15 protein-coding genes are annotated in these 19,730 nt (G+C 72.7%); 8 read left to right on the forward strand and 7 right to left on the reverse strand.

Going from position 1 to position 19,730, the window contains the following annotated elements; genetic code table 11:
* Positions 1 to 181: 181 nt before the first annotated feature.
* Positions 182 to 895, reverse strand: a complete 714-nt coding sequence (locus ACGFNH_RS15145) for a GntR family transcriptional regulator (RefSeq protein WP_393653690.1) — start codon at positions 893 to 895, stop codon at positions 182 to 184.
* A 322-nt stretch (positions 896 to 1,217) separates the two neighbouring features.
* Between ACGFNH_RS15145 and ACGFNH_RS15150 the strand changes: the two genes are divergently transcribed.
* The 3 genes from ACGFNH_RS15150 to ACGFNH_RS15160 are packed head-to-tail and all read left to right on the forward strand — an operon-like array spanning position 1,218 to position 3,579.
* Complete coding sequence (locus ACGFNH_RS15150) at positions 1,218 to 1,982, forward strand: LamB/YcsF family protein (protein WP_393653692.1); 765 nt, start codon at positions 1,218 to 1,220, stop codon at positions 1,980 to 1,982.
* Entirely contained in the window at positions 1,979 to 2,704 is a 726-nt protein-coding gene (locus ACGFNH_RS15155) for an allophanate hydrolase subunit 1 (protein WP_393653694.1), read from the forward strand. Before ACGFNH_RS15150 ends, ACGFNH_RS15155 begins: the two co-directional genes overlap by 4 nt.
* On the forward strand, positions 2,701 to 3,579 hold the full coding sequence (locus tag ACGFNH_RS15160) for a biotin-dependent carboxyltransferase family protein (protein ID WP_393653696.1): 879 nt from the start codon (positions 2,701 to 2,703) through the stop codon (positions 3,577 to 3,579). The genes ACGFNH_RS15155 and ACGFNH_RS15160 overlap by 4 nt, the downstream gene beginning before the upstream one ends.
* A gap of 203 nt (positions 3,580 to 3,782) precedes the next feature.
* On the opposite strand, the gene ACGFNH_RS15165 is transcribed toward ACGFNH_RS15160, so the two are convergent.
* Both ACGFNH_RS15165 and ACGFNH_RS15170 read right to left on the reverse strand, forming a co-directional pair.
* Complete coding sequence (locus ACGFNH_RS15165; protein WP_393653697.1) at positions 3,783 to 7,517, reverse strand: hydantoinase B/oxoprolinase family protein; 3,735 nt, start codon at positions 7,515 to 7,517, stop codon at positions 3,783 to 3,785.
* A 750-nt stretch (positions 7,518 to 8,267) separates the two neighbouring features.
* A complete protein-coding gene (locus tag ACGFNH_RS15170; protein ID WP_393653699.1) occupies positions 8,268 to 9,695 on the reverse strand; it encodes a HEAT repeat domain-containing protein in 1,428 nt (475 codons plus the stop codon).
* Between the two features lie 328 nt (positions 9,696 to 10,023).
* On the opposite strand from ACGFNH_RS15170, the gene ACGFNH_RS15175 reads away from it, so the two are divergent.
* Positions 10,024 to 11,514, forward strand: a complete 1,491-nt coding sequence (locus ACGFNH_RS15175) for a PP2C family protein-serine/threonine phosphatase (protein ID WP_393653701.1) — start codon at positions 10,024 to 10,026, stop codon at positions 11,512 to 11,514.
* 304 nt (positions 11,515 to 11,818) lie between these two features.
* Here ACGFNH_RS15175 and ACGFNH_RS15180 read toward each other — a convergent pair whose 3' ends face one another.
* Complete coding sequence (locus ACGFNH_RS15180; protein ID WP_393653703.1) at positions 11,819 to 13,300, reverse strand: hypothetical protein; 1,482 nt, start codon at positions 13,298 to 13,300, stop codon at positions 11,819 to 11,821.
* Positions 13,301 to 13,536: 236 nt separating this feature from the next.
* Between ACGFNH_RS15180 and ACGFNH_RS15185 the strand changes: the two genes are divergently transcribed.
* On the forward strand, positions 13,537 to 14,661 hold the full coding sequence (locus ACGFNH_RS15185) for an aminoglycoside phosphotransferase family protein (RefSeq protein ID WP_393653705.1): 1,125 nt from the start codon (positions 13,537 to 13,539) through the stop codon (positions 14,659 to 14,661).
* 413 nt (positions 14,662 to 15,074) lie between these two features.
* Complete coding sequence (locus ACGFNH_RS15190; RefSeq protein WP_393653707.1) at positions 15,075 to 17,078, forward strand: N-acetylmuramoyl-L-alanine amidase; 2,004 nt, start codon at positions 15,075 to 15,077, stop codon at positions 17,076 to 17,078.
* Between the two features lie 138 nt (positions 17,079 to 17,216).
* On the opposite strand, the gene ACGFNH_RS15195 is transcribed toward ACGFNH_RS15190, so the two are convergent.
* Together ACGFNH_RS15195 and ACGFNH_RS15200 are read right to left on the reverse strand one after the other, a co-directional pair.
* Entirely contained in the window at positions 17,217 to 17,717 is a 501-nt protein-coding gene (locus ACGFNH_RS15195) for a hypothetical protein (RefSeq protein WP_393653709.1), read from the reverse strand.
* A 143-nt stretch (positions 17,718 to 17,860) separates the two neighbouring features.
* On the reverse strand, positions 17,861 to 18,490 hold the full coding sequence (locus ACGFNH_RS15200; RefSeq protein WP_393653711.1) for a CGNR zinc finger domain-containing protein: 630 nt from the start codon (positions 18,488 to 18,490) through the stop codon (positions 17,861 to 17,863).
* Between the two features lie 7 nt (positions 18,491 to 18,497).
* On the opposite strand from ACGFNH_RS15200, the gene ACGFNH_RS15205 reads away from it, so the two are divergent.
* Both ACGFNH_RS15205 and ACGFNH_RS15210 read left to right on the forward strand, forming a co-directional pair.
* A complete protein-coding gene (locus tag ACGFNH_RS15205) occupies positions 18,498 to 18,962 on the forward strand; it encodes a maleylpyruvate isomerase N-terminal domain-containing protein (protein ID WP_393653712.1) in 465 nt (154 codons plus the stop codon).
* Entirely contained in the window at positions 18,959 to 19,288 is a 330-nt protein-coding gene (locus ACGFNH_RS15210) for a hypothetical protein (RefSeq protein ID WP_393653714.1), read from the forward strand. Before ACGFNH_RS15205 ends, ACGFNH_RS15210 begins: the two co-directional genes overlap by 4 nt.
* Before the next feature lie 131 nt (positions 19,289 to 19,419).
* Here ACGFNH_RS15210 and ACGFNH_RS15215 read toward each other — a convergent pair whose 3' ends face one another.
* A complete protein-coding gene (locus ACGFNH_RS15215) occupies positions 19,420 to 19,659 on the reverse strand; it encodes a DUF397 domain-containing protein (RefSeq protein WP_393653716.1) in 240 nt (79 codons plus the stop codon).
* Between the last annotated feature and the right edge of the window lie 71 nt (positions 19,660 to 19,730).

The raw sequence follows: 19,730 nt of genomic DNA on the forward strand, positions 1-19,730 counted from the left end.
CGGTGGGACCGACAACGGACGAAACGGCGCGGACCCGGACCGGTGGTCCCGCCGGGCAACTCCGGGCCGGCAACGCCGACATATGGCACATTTGGCGCATTCTTCACATCTCGCACATGCCATGCCATCGAGGCGTTCCCCCGCCCGGGCGGCCGGCGGGAGCACCCGCCCGCCGCCGTCGTCACATCTCCGCGACCCTTCGCGAGTACGCCTCGGACAGCTGCGCCCGCGAATCGTCCAGATAGACCGCGAGCATCCGCTCCGCCTGCGCCGTGTCCCCCGCCCGCAGCGCCGCGAGGATCTGCCGGTTCCGGGCCAGATACGGCTCGTGGAAGCGGCGCGGGTCGGCCATGACGTGGAAGACCAGCCGGAGTTCGGCCAGGACGCCGCGCATCAGCTCGTCCAGTCGCGGGCTCTCCGCGAGCGAGACGACGGCCTGATGGAAGCGGATGTTGGCGGTCGACAGATCCTGCCAGGACTGATCGCGGGCCGCCTTCTCACCCGCCGCGAGCGCCGCTTCGAGGGCGTCCAGCCGCGTGGAGGGATCCCCCAGTCCGCGCACCGCGGCGCATTCCACCAGCTTCCGGACCCGGTAGATGTCGAGCAGGTCCTCGAGCGTGACCACGCGGACGAAGACACCGCGGTTGAGCTCGTGCACCAGCAGCCGCTCGTGGGTGAGGAGGCGGAAGGCCTCCCGGAGGGTGTTGCGGGAGACGCCGAGGGCACCTCCGATGTTCTCCTCCGAGAGCCGGGTGCCGGGCGTGAAGTAGCCCTCGGCGATCCGGTCCCGCAGGATGGCGGCGACCCGCTCGGCCGTGCTCGTACGCCCCAGTAGTGCCCGGTCCTCCTCCAGACCGGCCGCCTCCACGAGCCGGCGCTCGTCCTCGTCGGCCACGGCGCACCTCCTCTTCTCCGCCCGCGTCGGACCTTTGCGATCGCGCCGCCAGGGGGAGTCAATCCCAAGACGGGGAGCGAGACAACACACCTCTTGTGGGATCGTTCAACGATCCGCTACGTTGTTCCGAACATCCGGACGGCCCGGCCGCCCCTCCTGAGGGAGGGTCTGCGCGGCACGGGCGGTTCCACACCCGGCACGAGAGCGTGTCCGCACGCGCTGCGGGAGCGGTTGCGCGCCCGTCGCGCGAACACGGCCCGCCCTCGGCCCGTCCGGGCTGCAACCGAGCGAGACCGCCCGGCACTTGGGGAGCGTAGGACGTATGAGCGATGCGGTGATCGACCTCAACGCCGACCTCGGGGAGGGGTTCGGCCGCTGGAGTCTCACCGACGACGACGGGCTGCTCTCCGTCGTCACCAGCGCCAACGTCGCCTGCGGCTTCCACGCCGGGGACCCCACCACCATGCGCCGGGTGTGCGCGCTGGCCGCCGAGCGCGGTGTGACCATCGGCGCCCAGGTCTCCTACCGCGACCTCGCCGGCTTCGGCCGCCGCCCGATGGACGTGCCGTCCGAGGAGCTGGCGGACGAGATCGCGTACCAGATCGGCGCGCTGGAGGTCTTCGCCCGTGCGGGCGGCGCGCGCGTCGCGTACGTCAAGCCGCACGGTGCGCTCTACAACCGTGTCGTCGCCGACGAGGAACAGGCGGCGGCCGTGGTCGCGGGCATACGCCTCACCGGCACCGCCCTGCCCGTGCTCGGCCTGCCCGGCTCCCGGCTGCACGCCGCCGCGGACGAGGCGGGCCTGCCGATCGTCGCCGAGGCGTTCGCCGACCGCGCCTACACCGCCGACGGCACGCTGGTCTCCCGGCGCCTGCCCGGCGCGGTGGTCAGCGATCCGGCCGCGGTGATCGACCGCTCGGTACGCCTCGCCGTGGACGGTGCCGTGGACTCCCTCGACGGGCAGCGCGTGTCCGTGCGCGCACGCTCCCTCTGCCTGCACGGCGACACCCCGGGAGCGACGCAACTGGCCCAGGCGGTCCGCGCGAAACTCGAAGCGGCCGGAGTACGGGTCGAGGGCTTCGCATGAACGCCCTCCCCCTGGAAGCACCGCATCTGACGGCCCTCCCCGCCGGTGAGCACGGGCTGCTCCTCGAACTCGGCAGCGGCGAGGAGGCAGAGGCCCTGCACGCCGAACTGCTCCGCCGCCGGGACCTCGACGAACTGCCGCCCACCCGCGAGATCATCCCCGCGGCGCGGACCGTCCTCATCACGGGACTCCCCGACCCCGGGGCCTTCGCCGCCGAGCTGACACGCTGGAGCATCCCGCCGATCACGCGCGGCCAGGAGAGCGCCGTGGAGATCCCCGTGCGCTACGACGGGCCCGACCTCGCCTCCGTCGCCGACCACTGGGGGGTCGCGGAGGACGAGGTCGCCCGGATCCACGCGGGCACCGAATTCCGGGTCGCCTTCTGCGGGTTCGCGCCCGGCTTCGGCTACCTCACCGGTCTCCCCGAGACCTGCCATGTGCCGCGCCACTCCACCCCGCGGACCAAGGTCCCTGCCGGAGCGGTCGCCCTGGCCGGGACATACACGGGCGTCTACCCGCGCTCCTCGCCCGGGGGCTGGCAGCTCATCGGGACGACCGACGCCGTGCTCTGGGACCCCGTACGCGAACCCGCCGCGCTGCTCGCACCGGGCACCCGCGTCCGTTTCGTCCCCGCCCCGCGGAAGGACCGCGGCTCGGCCCCGGCGCCCCGGCGCCCGGCGAGCGAGCCCGAACCGGCCTCCGTTCCGGAGAGCCGCGGATGAGCGACCGGGAGCTGGAGATCGTCGACCCCGGCCCGCTGACGACCCTTCAGGACCTGGGCCGCCCCGGCCACGCGCATCTGGGGGTCAGCCGTGCCGGGGCACTCGACCGCGGGGCGCACCGGCTGGCCAACCGCCTCGTCGGCAACCCCCCGGAGGCCGCCGGCTTGGAGACGACCGTCGCGGGCTGCGCCGTACGCGCCCGCGGTGCCGTCACCGTCGCCGTGACCGGAGCGCCCTGTCCGGTCACCGTCGACGGACGCCCGGCCGCCTGGGGAACGGCGGTACGCGTCCCGGCCGGTGCCGTCCTGCGCGCCGGAGCCGCGACGCACGGGGTGCGCAGCTATCTGGCGTTCGCGGGCGGCATCACGGTCGACCCGGTGCTCGGCAGCAGGTCGACCGACCTCCTGTCCGGTCTGGGTCCCCCACCGCTCACCCGGGGCGTCTTGCTGCCGCTCGGCGACACGGACGGACCGCTGCGCGCCCCGGCAGCGGTGGACACCGTTCCCTGGCAACGGCCTCCGGCCCGGCTCGTGCTGCCCGTCCTGCTCGGGCCGCGGGACGACTGGTTCACCCCGGCCGCCCTGCGCACCCTCGCCACCGGGGACTACCGCGTCTCGCCATCGGGCAACCGCATCGGGCTGCGCACCGTCGGCCCGCCGCTGGAGCGGGCGCGGGACGGTGAACTCCCCAGCGAGGGCATGGTGCTGGGGGCGGTCCAGGTGCCGCCGGACGGCCGCCCGGTCGTCTTCCTCGCCGACCACCCGACGACGGGTGGCTACCCGGTGGTGGGTGTGGTGCCGGAGAGCCGTCTGGACGCCGCCGCACAGGCCGCGCCCGGCACACCGATCCGCTTCCTGCCGGTACGGCCGCGCTGAGACCGTGCTCGACTCGCGCCTCGGGGCGACTCAGGTCAAAGCGCCCCAGGGTCGAAGCGGCCCAAGGTCAAAGCGGCCGGATTCGAGGAGGCCGGGTAGGAAGCAGCCAGGCTCGAGGCGGCCGGGTTCGAGGCGGCCGGATTCGAGGCGGCCGGATTCGAGGCGGCCGGGTTCACGAAGGGCAGGGTTCAACGAGCCGCAGTTCATGGCCGGTTGTCCCCGCCCCGGGCAGCCGCCCGGCCCCTGTCCGGTTTTCCGTAGCCTCCGCCCCCGGGCGTCCGGACGACGAGGACGTCACCGGCCGCGACATCGGTCACATCGCAGCCCTTCAGTGCCTCGGTCGTACCGCCGGACCGCTCGATCACGTTCTCGCCCAGCTCTCCCGGTTCGCCGCCCGCCATCCCGTACGGCGCCACCCGCCGGTGCCCGGTGAGCAGCGCGACGGTCATCGGCTCCAGGAACCGGATACGCCGGGTGACCCCGCGTCCGCCGTGCCATCGCCCGGGTCCGCCGCTGCCCTCCCGTACCTCGAAGCTCTCCACGCGCACCGGGTAGCGCCACTCCAGGACTTCGGGGTCGGTCAGCCGCGAGTTGGTCATGTGGGTCTGCACGGCGTCGGCCCCGTCGAAGCCGTCCCCGGCGCCCGAGCCGCTGGCCACGGTCTCGTAGTACTGCACGCGGTCGTTGCCGAACGTGACGTTGTTCATGGTGCCGGAGCCCTCGGCCTGGATGCCCAGCGCCGCGTACAGCGTGCCCGTCACGGCCTGCGAGGTCTCGACGTTGCCCGCGACGGTCGCGGCCGGATGGGCGGGCGAGAGCATCGAGCCCTCCGGGATGCGGACCTCCAGGGGCTTCAGGCAGCCGCTGTTGAGCGGGATGTCCTCGGCGACGAGCGTCCGGAACACATAGAGGACGGCGGCCATCACCACCGAGCTGGGCGCGTTGGTGTTGCCCGGCTGCTGCGGCGAGGTCCCGGCGAAGTCCAGCACGGCGCTGCGGGCCTCGCGGTCGACGCGCAGGTCGAGGCGGATGACCGCTCCGCCGTCGGTCTCGTAGCGGTACGAGCCGTCGTCCAGACCGGCGAGGATGCGGCGCACGGACTCCTCGGCGTTGTCCTGCACGTGCCCCATGTACGCCTGCACCACATCGAGCCCGAACTGCTCGATCATGCGGCGCAGTTCACGGATGCCCTTCTCGTTGGCGGCGATCTGGGCACGCAGATCGGCGAGGTTGGCGTCCGGGGCACGGGAGGGGTATGGGCCCGCGGCCAGAAGCTCGCGCGTCTCCTCCTCGCGCAGCCGCCCGTCCCGTACGAGCAGCCAGTTGTCGAAGAGGACGCCCTCCTCCTCGATGGTGCGGCTGAAGGCGGGCATGGAGCCGGGGGTGATGCCGCCGATCTCGGCGTGGTGTCCGCGCGAGGCGACGAGGAAGAGCAGGTGCTCCCCCGCTTCGTCGAAGACCGGGGTGACGACGGTGACATCGGGCAGGTGGGTGCCGCCGTGGTACGGGTCGTTGATCGCGTACACGTCGCCCGGCCGCATCGCGCCGTTGCCGCTCCTGCGCCGCAGCACCTCCTTGATGGACTCGCCCATCGAGCCGAGGTGGACCGGGATGTGCGGGGCGTTGGCGATGAGGTTGCCCTCGGCGTCGAAGAGCGCGCAGGAGAAGTCGAGCCGCTCCTTGATGTTGACGGAGTGGGCGGTGTGCTCCAGGCGCAGCCCCATCTGCTCGGCGATGGCCATGAAGAGGCTGTTGAAGACCTCCAGCATGACCGGGTCGACGTCCGTGCCGACCGCGGCCGTGCCGGGCCGGGGACGGACGCGGGTGAGGACCAGGTGCCCGTGGTCGCCGGCGGTGGCCCGCCAGCCCGGTTCGACGACGGTGGTGGCGTCGTCCTCCGCGACGATCGCCGGGCCGGTGACCTGGTCTCCGGCGCGCAGGTGCGCCCGTTCGTAGAGCCCGGTGTCCTGCCAGCGGCCCTCGCTGAACATCCGCACCGTCACGGCCGGGCCGGTCTCCCCGCGCCCGGACTGCACCGCAGCGGACTCCCGTCCACCGGAATCCTCTGTACCGGATTCCTCCCCACCGGACTCCTCCGCACCGGACTCCCCCTCGCGGGGCGGGAGTTCCACGGCGTGCCCCACGGTGCCGCCCGAGGAGCCGGTCGCCTCGACCGACACGGCCTCGGCGACGAGCGGCTTGTCCATGGTGAACGCGTAGCGGGTGCGGTGGGCCCGTACGAACTCCTCACGCATCGCGTCCGCGCTGCCCAGCGGCACGGCGATGGCCGCGTCCGTACCCGCGTACCGCAGATGGACCCGGGCCGCGGTGGTGACGGTGTCCTCGGGGACGCCGTCGGCGAGGAGTTCGTCGCGGGTCTGCGCGGCGAGCCGGTCGCACACCTCCCGGACACGCTCCACGGCGCCCTCGCCGAGCTCGGTCTCGACGGCCTGCTCGCGCATCGCGGTGGCATCCGCGACCCCGATGCCGTACGCGGAGAGCAGTCCGGCCAGCGGCGGGACGACGACGGTGGAGATCCCGAGGGCGTCGGCGACCGCGCAGGCGTGCTGGCCGCCCGCGCCGCCGAAGCTGGTGAGGGCGTACCTGGTGACGTCGTGACCGCGCTGCACCGAGATCTTCTTGACCGCGTTGGCCATGTTGAGCACCGCGATGTCGAGGAATCCTGCGGCGACTTCCTCGGGGCTGCGGTCGTCGCCGGTCGCCTCGGCCGCCTCCCGCGCGAGGCCCGCGAACGCGCCGCGTACGGTCCCGGTGTCGAGCGGCTGGTCGCCGCCGGGCCCGAACACGGCCGGGAAGTGGGCGGGTTGGACGCGGCCGAGCATCACATTGGCATCGGTCACGGTCAGCGGGCCGCCCCCGCGATAGGAGGCGGGTCCGGGGACGGCACCGGCGGAGTCGGGGCCCACGCGGTAGCGCCGGCCGTCGAAGTGGAGGACGGAGCCGCCGCCCGCCGCGACGGTGTGGATGTTCATCATCGGCGCGCGCATCCGTACACCCGCGACCTCGGTGCCGAAAGAGCGCTCGAACTCCCCCGCGTAGTGGGAGACATCGGTGGACGTCCCGCCCATGTCGAAGCCGATGACGCGGTCGTGGCCCGCCTCGGCGGCCGACCGCGCCATGCCGACGACGCCGCCCGCGGGACCGGAGAGCACCGCGTCCTTGCCGCGGAAGTGCGCGGCCTCGCGCAGCCCGCCGTTGGACTGCATGAACATCAGTCGGGTGCCACGCAGTTGCTCGGCGACGCCGTCGACGTACCGGCGCAGGATCGGCGAGAGGTAGGCGTCCACGACCGTCGTGTCACCGCGCGGGACGAGCTTCATCAGCGGGCTCACCTCGTGGGAGCAGCTCACCTGGGTGAACCCCAGCTCCTCGGCCAGCGCACCGACGGCACGCTCGTGCGCGGCATGGCGGTAGCCGTGCAGGAAGACGACGGCGGCGCTGCGGAAGCCCTCCTCGCGTGCGGCGCGCAGCGAGGCGGCGACGGCGTCGAGGTCGGGTTCCGTCACGACGTCACCGTGCGCACCGACCCGCTCGGACACCTCGATCACCCGGTCGTAGAGCGCCTCCGGGAGGAGGATGCGGCGGTCGAAGATGCGCGGCCGGTTCTGGTAGGCGATGCGCAGCGCGTCGCGGAAGCCCTCGGTGACGACGAGGACGGTCGGTTCGCCCTTGCGCTCGAGAAGGGCGTTGGTGGCCACGGTCGTGCCCATCTTGACGACCGCGATCCGCTCCGCCGGTACGGGCTCGCCCGGCCGCAGCCCCAGCATGAGCCGCACTCCGGCGACGGCGGCGTCCTCGTACCGGTCGGGATTGTGCGACAGGAGCTTGCGGGTGACCAGGCGGCCGTCGGGCCTTCGTCCGATCACATCGGTGAATGTGCCGCCCCGGTCGATCCAGAACTCCCAGCGTCCGGTCATCCGTCCATTGTCGCAGCGGGGGGCGGGGGCGGCGGATCCCACGCCCGTAGGGTGCCGACGGTGCGTACACGGTTCCGCGCGCGAGTCCTGGCGCATCCACGGTTCCGCGCGTGAGTCCCTGGCGCGTCCGCCATCAGCGCAGTGTCACCGGTGCGTCCACCGTCCCCACCGTGCCGGCGGTCGGGTGCACTCTCTGCGGTGTCGGCGGTCGGCTGCACTCTCTGCGGTGCCGGCCCTTGCGCCTGCCGTCGGCACGGTGTCAGCAGTCGGTCCACCGTCCGCGCGGAGTCACCGGTGCGCGCACGCCCGCACCCCGAATGCCCCCTCGGCGACAGAAGCGTCGACGGGCGGGGCGGGTGCGAGCGTGGCGAGGGCGTGGAGTGCGGCGCGATGGGCGCGAACGTCCAGGACCGGCGCCGTTCCAGCGATCCGGCGATCCGGTGCCCGCCTTCCGCCGCCGCGAGGCGCAGCAGCCCCGGCAGCAGGTCCTGGCACCGCGCGACCACCCACTGCGTGCCCTTCGTCGCCATCCACAGCGCCTGCGCCAGAGGTCCCGGTTCCGGGGTCACCGGTTCGGCGCCAGGGGGCGGGGTGCCGGTGACGCCCGCCTCGGCGAGCAGCGCAGGACTCGGTGACGATGACGACACGCACAGGGGTGTTGTCGACGTACGGAGCGTGGACCCGGCCACGTGGATCTTTCCGCCGGTGAAACGTCCCATGAGCGTTTCACCGCGCCCCCTGCCGGTGTCGTCAAACGGCGGGCATGTCGGGCCCGATCCGGCTCCGGACGGCCGTCTGGACCTCCGCCTCCTCCGCGGGGTCGTCCGCGAGCCGCCGCAGGCGCTCGACGACCCGCTGGTCGCCGGTCGCGGCGTGCCGCGCGGCCAGCTCGCGCGTGGTCTCCTCGCAGTCCCACAGGCACTCGACGGCGAAGCCGGAGGCGAACGTCGGGTCGGTGGCGGCCAGGGCGCGGGCGGCGCGGCCGCGCAGATGCGAGGAGGCCGTCTCGCGGTAGATGTGGCGCAGGACGGGGGCGGCGCAGGCGATGGCCAGGCGACCGGTGCCGTCGACGAGCGTCATGAGGTCGGGTGCGTCCGCGCCCTCGGTCCGTACGGTCCTGCGCAGCGCGGAGAGGACGAGATCGGCGTCCCGGTGTCCGCCGCGGCAGGCGAGCATGCAGGCGGCCGCGCCGCCCAGTGCGTCCGTGCGGCGGGCCCACACGCGGGCGCGGGCGAGGGCGGCCGTACTGCGCATGCGTTCGAAGGATGAGAGGGCGGCGTCCGCGACGATGGCCGATCCGTCCGCCGCGGCGGCGTCGATCAGATCGAACGCCTCGGCGTCCTGCTGTTCGGCGAGGTAGCGCAGCGCGGCGCTGCGGGCGCCCTCGGGGCCGCTGCGGGCGGCCTCCACGATCTCGGGGCGGTCCTCGGCGGACGCGACGGCGGTCAGGCAGCGGGCCGCCGCGATGTGGCGGGGCCGGGAGGGGTGCTGGTCCAGGCCCTGCTGGGCCCAGGCAAGGACTTCGCGCACGCTCCAGCCGGGGCGGGGTCCGGTGGGCCGGAGCTGGCGCTGCCAGCGGTCGAAGCAGCCCTGCTCGCCGGCGGCCCGTACGCGGGCGGCACCGGCCGGGTCGTCGGGGTTCTCGGCCCACAGGCGCCACGGGCGGGGTTCGAAGGCGTCCCGCACGGCGGCCGCGAGATCGGCCTCTCCCTCGGCAGTGGCGGGGAATCTGGCGAGGATCGGTGCGCCGAGGGCGCGCAGGGCCGTGTCGTCGTCGCGAAGGGCGAGCTCGTCGAGGGCCCAGGTCCAGTTGGCGCCGGTGGTGGCGTAGCGGCGGAGCAGCAGCAGCGCGTCCTGGCGCCCGTACGAGGCGAGGTGGCCGAGGACGGCCAGGGCCAGGCCGGTGCGCTCCTCGGCGGGGTCGACGACGTCGTCCGCGTGGAAGAGGTGCGCCTCGATCTCCTCCAGGCCGGCGTCCAGGTCGAGGCAGAGCCGGGCGTAGTAGAGGGAGCGGTTCTCGATCTGCCAGTCGCGCCGGGGGTCGCGCAGCACGCAGTGGTGCAGCGCGGCGAGCGCCTCGGCCCGCGGGGCCGCGAGGGCGTGCAGGGTCCCGTCGCCGCGGCCTCGCTGGAGGAGGCCGAGCAGGGTGCCGCTGGGCGCTATGTCTGGATCGAACATAAGGTCAGCATCCGGTGCGGTGGGTTCGCTGGCAACGGGATTTCCCGCGACCGGCATTCTTGCCGGTGACCAAGGGGTCCACGCCTGGTGAACGGCGAGGATTTCCGGGTCACGCGGCCCGCAGCCTACCCGGATGGATCAATTCCGCGGAGTCCGGGCGGCCTTGGGCTCTCTTCGCGCGCCTGTACGGGGCCGGGAGGCCGGCGTCATATGACGGAAGCACCACCGAAACGGGTGTTGCCAAATCCCTTACGGCTCGTCGCTCCCTGTGCAAGAGTCGTAACCGGCCCATACGCCAGAGTCGGCCGCGCAGGTAATGGAGTACGCAATGCCGTCCCCCACTTCTACGGACCGATCCGCCGCTCAGCCGCCCGAGCGCGGCACCGTCGATGCGCTGATCTCACAGACGCACAGACTCCGCGGTGGTGTCGATGCCGTACGCCGTGACACCGTCTCGGACGAGGAAGACCCCGGGCTCCGCTGGCGGCGTGCGCTCTGCGATCTTGCCGTCCACCACCTCGACGACCTGGGGCAGCAGCTCGGCCAGCTTCGTGAGGGGCTGCCGCCCGAGGAGCCGCGGACCGAGGACGGTCCGGCGGCCACGGCCATCCCGCTGCCCGCAGCGCCGCCGGAGAACCGCCGGACGTCTCTGCTCAGCCGCGTCGGCAGCGCCGAGTGGAATCTGCTGGCGGACGAAGTCGACTGGTCGGAAGAGCTGTTCCGGATCTTCGGCCGCGCCCCGGACGAGGGTGCGCTCTCCCTGGACGAACTGCCGTCGTTCGTCCTCCCCAAGGACCACACGCAGTTGACCTCGATGGTCACCGACTGCCTGGTCGAAGGGAAGCCGATCGACGGGGAGTTCAGGATCGTCCGCGCCGACGGCGCCGAGCGCACGGTCCACATGACGGGCGAGCCGGTGCTCGACGCGGACGGCTGCACTGCCTCGATGTGGGCCGTGCTGCGGGACGTCAGCGAACTGCGCCGCAGCCAGCGGGCCCTGCACGAGACGCGTGACTCACTCCAGCGCGAGCGGCATGCGGCGCAGACCGAGCGCCGTCTCGCGGTCGAGCTCCAGGAGGCCGTACTGCCGCCCTGGCGCGGCTCGTTGCGGTTCCCTGAGACGGGACCCGCCACGCTCGACGTACCGGCCGCCACGCTGGATGTGGCCGCGCACTATCTGCCGTGTGCGACCGGCGCACTGATCGGCGGCGACTGGTACGACGCGATGCCGCTGCCCGACGGTCGGGCGCTCCTGAGCGTCGGCGACCTCACCGGGCACGGTGTGACCGCGACGTCGGGCATGGCGATGCTGCTCGGGGCGCTGCGCGGGATGGCCGTCGCGGGTGTGACCCCGGGCCCGTTGATGGGATGCCTCAACCACTTGCTGGACACCGCCTCCCAGCCCGCGCTGGGCAGTGCGGTGTGCTGCCAGTACGACCCGAGGACCGGTTCGCTGACGTGGTCGCAGGCCGGCCACCCCGCCCCGCTGCTGTTCCGCAACGGGACGGGGCGGGCGCTGTCGGCGCCCGAGGGGATGCTCCTCGGGGCCGCCTCCGGTGCCCAGTTCGGGCAGGCCGAGGAGCAACTGCTCCCCGGTGACCTGCTCGTGCTGCACACCGACGGTCTGGCGCAGCGGCGCACCGCGGACCCCTCGGGCCCGCCCCAGGACTCCACGGGGGCCCAGCGTGTGCTGGACCTCGCGCCGCGACTGTCGGCGGCCCGCAGCGCGCAGGAGTGTGTACGGATCGTGGTCGAGGAGTGCGGCGGCACGGAGCGCGAGGACGACGCGTGCGTGCTCGTGGCCCGGGTCGGCTCCTGACACCGCCCTGCCGGTACCCGGCCGGATTCCGGAAACGGGGCAACGGCAGCTCGTACCGCACCGGACCGCGGTCCCGCTCGGCTGTGCTGAGTGTGGCCGTTCCTGAGCAGCGCACCGCGCTGCGCGGGACACGGCACCAACAGCCGGACCAGGGCGCCGCGTTGACGCGCACGGACCGGATCTCGGCCGCACACGGTGCACGGACCGGGCTCGCCGGACGTCCTCGCATACGCCGAGGCGCCCTGGTGTCAGGCGCGCCACTGCGCACCGGACGGGGTATCCACCGCGGGGCGGTGGATCTCCCTCACACGCGTGCGCCGCTCCCCTTGGCCGTCTTGCCCGGGTCCTTGGGAAGTGCCTGCTCGATCTCCTCGCGCAGATCCTCGATGCTGGAGAAGTCGGCGTAGCGCCCGGTCAGCCGGTACATCTCCCGCAATCGGTCCCATGTGCGATGCGACGAGGTGTCACCGATGCTCAGCAGTGCCATCCGGGCGTAGCGGTCGGCCTGTTCGGGGTCGTCGGCGATGAAGCAGGCCGAGGCGATGGAGATGTGGTCGAAGATCTGCGACCGCTGACGGCCGTTCTCCCGCATGTCCAGTGCCTCTTTGGCATGCCGGTGCGCGATGGACGCCACCGAGGGGTCGTGTTCCGCGAGCGTGCGGTACACCAGCCCCTCCATGCCGTGCAGATCCGCCTCGTTGAAGAGTTGCATCCAACTCGGGGGCGGCACATCGCCCTTGTCCGAGACGAACAGATCCTCGGCCTCGCCGAGGGTGCGGCGAACCGCCTGGACCTGTCCCTTGGACGCCTGCGCCCAGGCCTCGATCGTATGGAACATTGCCCGGGTGCGCGGCAGCGTCTGGTCGCCCGCACCGGACTTGGCCAGCTTCATCAGGTCCAGCGCGTCGTCGGGACGGCCGAGATGGACCATCTGGCGCGCGGCGCGGGAGAGCGCCTCCGCCGCGCGCGGGCGGTCACCGCCCTCGCGGGCGGCATGGGCCGCGATGACGAAGTACTTCTGCGCCGTGGGCTCCAGGCCCACGTCGTGGGACATCCAGCCGGCGAGGACGGCCAGGTTGGCGGCCACCCCCCAGAGCCGGCGCTGGAGATGGTCGGGGTGGCGGTAGGCGAGGATGCCGCCCACCTCGTTGAGCTGGCCGACCACGGCCTTGCGCTGGAGCCCGCCGCCACGGGCGGCGTCCCAGGCGCGGAAGACCTCGACGGAACGCTCGAGCGCCTCGATCTCCTGCGAGCCGACGGGAGCCGCCTCGTAGCGGTCGTGGCCCGCGGGTTCCGCGGTCAGTGCTGCGCCGCCCGGAGGGCGGTCGGCCGCGAGGGCCGGGTCGGTGTGGAGCCAGTCGTACATTGCGCTGGTCAGTGCTGAGCCTGCGGCGAGCGCGGCGCCCGCGCCCACCAAGCCGCGTCGGTTGAGCATGAGGTCCATTCCCGTGAATTCGGTGAGGACCGCGGCTGTTCGGTCCGGCGCCCACGGAAGCCCGTCCGTGGACTGCCGCTTCCCTGCACGCCCATGTCTGGCGAGCCCGAGGTCCTCGATGGTCACGACACGGCCGAGGCGCTCGGTGAACAAGGACGCCAGTACCTTCGGCACCGGATCGCGCGGCACTTCGCCGGTGTCGATCCAACGCCGCACCCGCGAGGTGTCGGTCGCCAGCTGCGGATACCCCATGGCAGCCGCATGCCGGTTGACCAACCGCGCGAGCTCCCCCTTGGACCAGCCGGTGAGTCCGAACAGGTCCGAGAGTCGGGTGTTGGGTTCCTTGGTCACGTCAAGCCCCCAGGTTCCTCGGCTGTGTTGACAGTAACCGCCCGTCACGGGCCAGGCGACTATTCGCCAGGGTTCGCCAGGGTCCGCCAGATGGTGTGCCACCCGCGGCCGGGTGTCTGTTAGAAACGCGCCTCCCCGGCCCGGAGCCCGGATCGCATTCCCCAGGATGCGGCCGGTCCTCCGGAACCGGGAGCGCGCGCACAACTCGTCGGCGCACGAAGGGATCTGTATCGCCCATGCACGCAGCATCGTCCTCCGTGTCCGCCCCGCCCCGGCCGCACCGTACGCACCAGACCGGCGGTGGCCCGTACCTCGACCCATCCCACGCCGTGGGGGCGGCGATCGGCGGGCGTGTTCGGCGGGCGCCGGGGCTCGGACCGGGGCCCCTGAGCGGGAGAATCGACTTGTCCGGCTCGCAGGGCGCACAGCTCCGCACCGCGATCGCGTCGGTGCACCGGATCTGCCCGGAGTTCAATCCGGTACAGGTCCTCCGGCGCAACGGCCGGTCGGTACTGCTGGTCGGCACTGCCGGCCGCACCACCGCTGTCGCCAAGTGTTTACTGGACCACTCCCCCGCCTGGGCGGAACGCTTCCGTCATGAAATAACTGCATACCGCGCGTTCGTCCGGCACCGCCCGCCTGTGCGGGTGCCCCGGTTGATCGCCGCGGATCCGGACAATTACGCCCTGGTGATCGAGCGGGTGCCGGGCCGGGTCGTCTCCCTGCAGAGGCATCCGGCGGAGGCCCCGCCCCGCACCGATGTACGGGCGGCCCTCGGCGCGATCTGCCGCGTGAACCAGTGGCGGCCGCCGGCCGGCATGTTCGACGCGCCGCTGGACTACGCGAGGCGCCTGACCCGCTATCACGAGCTCGGTCTGCTGACCGACCGTGACATGGGGGATCTGCAGAAGCTTCTGCATGGCGTGGCGCACGCCTCCGGCAAGCAGAGCCAGGGCCAGTTCTGCCACGGCGACGCCCAGCTCTCGAACTTCCTGCTCTCCCCGGCCGGCGCGGCACTCGTCGACTGGGAGCATGCCGGCTGGTATCTGCCGGGCTACGACCTGGCTACCCTCTGGGCCGCGCTCGGGGACGCCCCCATGGCGCGACGCCAGATCAGCCAGATCGCCCAGCTCCCGGGCCCGGCCGCCCGGGACGCCTTCCTGGTGAACCTCATGCTGGTGCTCACCCGGGAGATCCGTACGTACGAGATGGCTGTGCACCGCACGATGCAGGAGCCTGCGCCGGCCACACCGCCCGCGCCCGGTTCCTCGGGCGAGGAGCAGAGGCTGCTCCTGCGCAGGCTGTACGACGACTGCGCCATGGCCCGCCGGGCGGTGAGGGCGGCCGTCGGCACCCGCTGAGGCAGCGGCGCCACGTCGTTCCACGCCGTCCCGCACGGGCGGCGTGGAACACGTACCGTCCCGCGTTCTCACACGAACGGCGTCGTGCACAGCACGCAGTTCGCCAGGGCCACGTGCACGCGGCCCGAGGCCGGATACCGCACGACCGCGGCGCTTCGTGACTCCCCCGACCGGGCGAGCCCCGAAGCGCCGCTTCGTGCTGTCCGCGAAGAGACGGCAATTGGTCCACGCCACTGACGCACCGCAGGTCGGAGCCGGTCATTCCGGAAACTCCCCGAACGGGTCCGTGACGTGCGACGATCCCCTGGCGCGGCATGATTGACGGATCGTCGGTCAGGCGATAGCTCTTGTCAGGTTGTCCCCCCACCCACCGTCTGCGCATCACCTGGCACAGCCCAGCCCGAGGAGGCTGCATGCGAGGATCCGCTCCCGACGCCGCGAGAACCGCGCGTCGACGCATGACCCGGGCGGCGGGCGCCACGGCGACCGCCGCCCTGCTGTTTCCCCTGATCTCCGCGGCACCGCCGGCGAGCGCCGCGCTGCCCGGTCCCGATGCCGGTTCCTCGGCCTCGCTGCAGCGGGCGTTCTCCGACGCCGCCCAGCAGTTCAAGGTGCCGCAGAGCGTGTTGCTGGGCGTTGCGTATCTGCAGTCCCGCTGGGACACGCACAGCGGCGCGCCGAGTGTGTCCGGCGGCTACGGCCCCATGCACCTCACCGACGCGCGTACCGCTCTCGCCACGGCGCCCCATCACGGCCACGACTCCGAGGATCCGCGCGGCGACGACTCCCGCCCGGTCAAGGTGCTCACCCGTGCCGCGCCCGAGGCCGCCGAACTGCCCGCCCGGCTGCGCACGCTGGACCGGGCGGCCGAGCTGACCGGCATCGCTCCCGAGGAGCTGCGCGAGGACGCGCCTGCGAACATCCGCGGTGGCGCGGCCCTCCTCGCCGCCGCGCAGAAGAAGCTGGGTCTGCCGCTGAGCGCCGACCCCGCGCAGTGGTACGGCGCCGTGGCGCGCTACTCGGGCGCGGACGACAACGCCACCGCGTCGGCGTACGCCGCGGACGTCTTCGACGTCATCCGCAAGGGAGCGTCCCGGACCACCGACAGCGGCCAGCGCGTCGCCCTCTCCGCCGCGCCGGGCGTGACCCCCGACACCGGGCAGAGCCGGAAGCTGGGCCTGCGCACCGTGGACGCCGCCAAGGCGGACTGCCCGCGGACAGTGGCCTGCGAGTGGTTCCCCGCGGCGTACGCGGAGTTCGGCGAGGGCAACGAGCGGGACTACGGAAACCACGACAAGGCGGACCGCCCGCGCAGCCAGAAGATCGACCACATCGTCATCCACGACATCGAGGGCTACTACGACTCCGCCCTGGAGCTGGTCCAGGACCCGACCTATGTGTCCTGGAACTACACGCTCCGCTCCTCCGACGGCCACACCGCCCAGCATGTGGCGAACAAGGACGTCGCCTGGCACTCGGGCAACTGGTACATCAACTCCAAGTCCATCGGCCTGGAACACGAGGGCTTCCTCACGGCGCCCGACGCCTGGTACACGGAGGCGATGTACCGCGCTTCGGCACGGCTGGTGCGGCATTTGGCTTCGAAGTACGGCATCCCGCTGGACCGGCAGCACATCCTGGGTCACGACAACGTCCCCGGCCCCACCCCCATGACCGTCCCCGGCATGCACACCGACCCTGGACCGTACTGGGACTGGGCGCACTACTTCCGGCTGCTGGGCGCACCGCTCAAGGCCACCGCGGGCGCACGCAGCGACCTGGTGACGATCCTCCCCGACTACGCCGGGAACCGGCCCGTCTACACCGGCTGCACCGATGCCGGCGACGACACTTGTCCCGCACACGGCTCGGCGGCAGTACGCCTGCGCACCGAGCCGCGCGCGGACGCGCCGCTGGTGAAGGACATCGGCCTGCGCCCGGACGGCTCGAACTCCACGACCGGTGTCAACGACACCGGCGCCCGGGCGACCACCGGCCAGCAGTACGCGGTCGCCGAACGCCAGGGCGACTGGACGGCGATCTGGTACCTCGGCCAGAAGGCGTGGTTCCACAACCCGCGGACGCAGCCGACGGCGGTGCCGGCCGAGGGGCAGGTCCTCACGCCCCGGAAGGGCCTGAAGGAGGTCCCGGTCTACGGGCGGGCCTACCCGGAGAAGGCGGCCTACCCGGCCGGCATCACCGTCCAGCCTCTCGACCCGCTGCCGTACAAGCTCCTGCCCGGCCAGAAGTACGCGGCGGGGCTGAAGACGCGCGGCGAGTACTACTGGGCCGTCACCTTCGACACGACGAACCACACGGTGGTGCGGGGCAAGCTGGAGTACTACCAGATCCAGCTCGGGCACCGGGTGGCCTTTGTGAAGGCCGACGATGTGACCGTGCGCCGTTCCGCCTCGTAGGAGCGTCGCCCGCGGAAGCGAGAGAGCCGCCGTCCGGCAGGGCCGGGCGGCGGCTCAGCGTTGTGCGGTACGTGGGTGCGAAGCCTGCGGGGCGAGTCTGACGCTGCGCGCGCGGTGGGCTCCAGGGGACCGGGTTCTTCAGGACTGCTGGAACATCTCCGCGGGGAGCGGCTTGAGCAGCGCGTAAAGGTCCTCGGTGATCGGCCGGTCCCAGCTCGCGATGGTGACCAGCACCCCGTCGCTGCGGTCGAACTGGACGCAGGAGACGCGCTCCTCGGAGACCACGATGCGCTTGACGATGAGGAGGTTGTCCTCCTGCATCACGGGCGTGTCCTCGGTCTCGAGGACCTGCACCGGCTCGTCGTTGCCGAGGGCGGCGAGGAGCTGCGCCACCTCGAACGGGGGCTGGTCCTCGCCGAGTTCCCGCGCCGGGGAGCCCTCCGGCAGATTGCCGATGATCATCGCCGGGCCGCGTCCGCCGAACAGGTCGTAGCGGAGGAAGACACCCTGGCAGCTCCCGTCGGGAGCGGGCAGCAGGCCGGCGCCCAGATTGCCGGGCCAGTCACTGGGGTCCATCGCCAGGACGTCGAAGTCCGGCCCGATGGGCGTGGCTGAGCTGCGGCGGCGGAGGAACGACATGCGGACATGGTACGTGTCCGCGTGCTGCCCGCGTCCCGGGCGCGGGCGCGTGTGCCGGAGCCGGGGAACCGGCGGGACATGGCCAGAGAGGTGATGCCAACGCCGGTCCGTGTCGTCGCGGTCGGTCCCGGGCGATGGCCGTCCTAGGCAGGTTCGGTTTCCCCGGCGCGGTGCCTGCGGTGGTGGCGGGCCACCCGGGCTCGGTTGCCGCAGGCGGGACCGCACCACTCCTGGCGCGGGTGCTCCTTGACGAAGTACCGGGCGCAGCGCGGTGCGGGGCAGGCGCGGAGCCGGGTCCGGTCCTCTCCCGCGAGGAAGTCGATGGCGGCCCGGGCGAGGGTGGCGGGCAGCAGATCCGCGGACGGCGGCGCGGGAGGCGCGATGCCTACGACGACGGGTCGGCCTCCTTCGGGCCAGTCCAGTCGGGGCGCGCTCGGCACGCGGGCTGCGGCGGTGGCGAGGACATCCAGCGCGATGGCGGTCGGGGGGAGGTCCGCCGAGTCGGCGCGGCTCGGGGGGCGAGGGGCGACGGCTCGGGCGAAGAGGGCGCGGACCGCGGACCGTACCTCACGGACGGCGCACAGGGTCTCCTCGTCCGCGGTCCGGGGGCCGTCCGCGGTGGTCGGACCGACATCGAGGATCCGGCGGAGTCGTTCGTCCTTACCGCGCAGCCATCGCGCCAGTGCGTCCACGGTCTCGAGGTCGTCGGCGACGCCGCCGTGCCCGTCGTGCCGGATGGTGGCGGCGAGTTCCAGTGCCAGCAGATCTCCCACACGGCTAATGCTAGACTGCGCCATAACCATTAGCCTCCCGTCGGGGCACGGATGCCGCACCGCACGGCGCGACGTACGAGAAGAGGGACGCCGCCGTGGCCGTGACGCCGCCCTTGGCCGAGGTCCTCACCGGGCACGGCGCCTCACCGGTCTGCTCGACGGGCTCACCGACGCAGGCTTCCGCGCACCGAGCGCGCTGCCGGGCTCGTCGCGGGCCCATGTGCTCTCGCACATCGAGGGTGTGTGCGCGGCCCTCGCCCGGCAGGCGGCGTACGCGGCCAAGGGCGAGCTGATCGAGATGCACGACCATGGGCGCCCGGGACGCGACGCCGCGATCAAGACGGGATCGCGCCGTACGGCGGAGGAGCCGCGGAGCGCACTCCTGACGTCGCTCGCCGAGTCCGAAGCGTCTGGTCCGCGCTCGGGCCCGGCGACTGGTCACGCCCGGTCCGCTATCGCGACGGCGATGTGACGACGGCGCTGCTGTGCTGGTGGCGAGAGCTGGAGATCCACACCGCCGATGCCCTCATCGGTCACGCCCCGCGCGACTGGTCCCGCCCGTTCTGCGCGCATCTGCTGGAGTTCCTGGCGCCGCGGGCACGCGGGCGGGGTCTGACGCTGGTGGCGACCGACGGCTCGGAGGTCCACGTCGCCGGCTCCGGGCCCGACCCGGTCACCGTGCGCGGTGCGTTGAGCGATCTGACGGCGTGGAGGCCGGGCGCGTCCCCGAAGGCTCCCTCGACAGCGATCCTTCGCCCCTTGCGGAACTCGCCCCCTGGCCGTGATCCCGGCCCCTGATCCTGATCCCGGCAGGGCTCCCTCCCGGCCGGAACGGTGCGGGCCGGGAACCACATCGCACCCGCCCCGCGCCCGCTCGATGAGCGGGTGCGGCGCGGGTGCGATGTCGTGCAGCTCCAGGTCTCCGCCCGTCAGGTGAGGTCGAACTCGCCGTCCCGCGCGCCGAGGACGAACGCGCGCCATTCCGCGGGGGTGAAGACGAGCGACGGTCCCTCCGGATTGCGGCCGTCCCGCATCGCGATATAGCCCTCGACAAAGGCGATCTGGACATCGCCCGTGCCCTGGCTGCTGGACTGCCACTCGGCGTTGCTCAGATCGAGCTTCGGCTTGGTGAACCCCGCCAGTGGCTGTTGTGTGGTGCTGTCGGCCACGTCCGTGCTCCTCCCGGTTCGTCTACCCCGGTCAGCCTAGCGAGCGTGACGGGGACCGCACAGGCCGCAAC

The sequence above is a fragment of the Streptomyces sp. NPDC048639 genome, from assembly GCF_043199075.1.
GTDB lineage: Bacteria > Actinomycetota > Actinomycetes > Streptomycetales > Streptomycetaceae > Streptomyces.